At 53.4% G+C, this 972-nt stretch carries 1 protein-coding gene and 2 pseudogenes; 1 reads left to right on the forward strand and 2 read right to left on the reverse strand.

What is annotated here, in order from left to right; translation table 11 throughout:
• Window positions 1-123: 123 nt before the first annotated feature.
• A pseudogene (locus C3418_RS23700) lies at window positions 124-600 on the forward strand (sugar phosphate nucleotidyltransferase); the annotation flags it as partial.
• Between the two features lie 17 nt (window positions 601-617).
• On the opposite strand, the pseudogene C3418_RS23705 reads toward C3418_RS23700, so the two are convergent.
• Window positions 618-847: pseudogene (locus C3418_RS23705) on the reverse strand (transposase); the annotation flags it as partial.
• The coding region (locus C3418_RS24585; RefSeq protein WP_219812715.1) for a hypothetical protein at window positions 771-972 on the reverse strand (202 nt) is incomplete at its 5' end. The gene C3418_RS24585 and the pseudogene C3418_RS23705, both read right to left, overlap by 77 nt.

Here is a 972-nt window from a genome sequence, read left to right on the forward strand (position 1 = left end):
AGGTGGTAGGATAGGCATCAACTCAGTCCTTTGGGTGTGGCTTGTTTTGTTTAGCGACTAATCAGATCGCACAAACTGGACTGAGTTCCCTTCCTCCGGTGATCTACTATTCGGAACAGCTATTTAGGTGACGGCAGTCAGTGGGGCCTGAATTTGCAGTACAAGGTGCAGCCAAGTCCGGACGGGTTGGCACAAGCCTTTATTCTGGGTGAAGAGTTTATCGGGTCAGACCCCTGTGCGCTGGTGCTGGGGGACAACATCTTCTATGGCCACGACCTGCAGAAACAGTTGGCGGCGGCAGCGGCCAAAGAGAGTGGTGCTACCGTCTTTGCCTACCATGTGCATGACCCCGAGCGTTATGGGGTGGTGGAATTTGATAAAGAGGGTACCGCTATCTCGCTGGAAGAGAAGCCGTTGGAGCCCAAGAGCAACTATGCGGTCACCGGCCTCTATTTCTACGACAACAGCGTTGTTGAGATTGCCAAGCGCCTGAAGCCGTCACCGCGTGGTGAGCTGGAAATCACCGATGTGAACCGTATCTACCTGGAGCAAGGCAATCTGTCGGTGGTGATGATGGGGCGTGGCTATGCCTGGCTAAATAACTGATCCCAATAGTGCTACACCTTCGCTGTACCATAGCCATTCCCCGGGAAAGGAGACACGGTATCCATGAAGTGTTTCACTCGGGCCAGCAGGCTGGCCATTCCTCTGCATTGATGATTGCGCGTGATGGTTTCATGTAACTTGTGCCACACAGCCGTTCGATGTGATTAACCCAAGGGCTGTAAACTGGCTGGAACACCAGGCAGAACTTGGGGTTCTTCTTCAACCATCGCTCGGTCTGTTTGAGGTGTCCTGACAAGATCGGACAGTCCCGGATCAAGCAGCCTGAGCAGTTCTCCAATACCTCTTGTTAAACTCCGCCGGGCTGACATTGCCAAGTCGTGAATGCCGACGCTGGCGGTTGTAAAA

This window comes from Aeromonas sp. ASNIH8 (assembly GCF_002919855.1).
Classification (GTDB): Bacteria; Pseudomonadota; Gammaproteobacteria; order Enterobacterales; family Aeromonadaceae; genus Aeromonas; species Aeromonas caviae.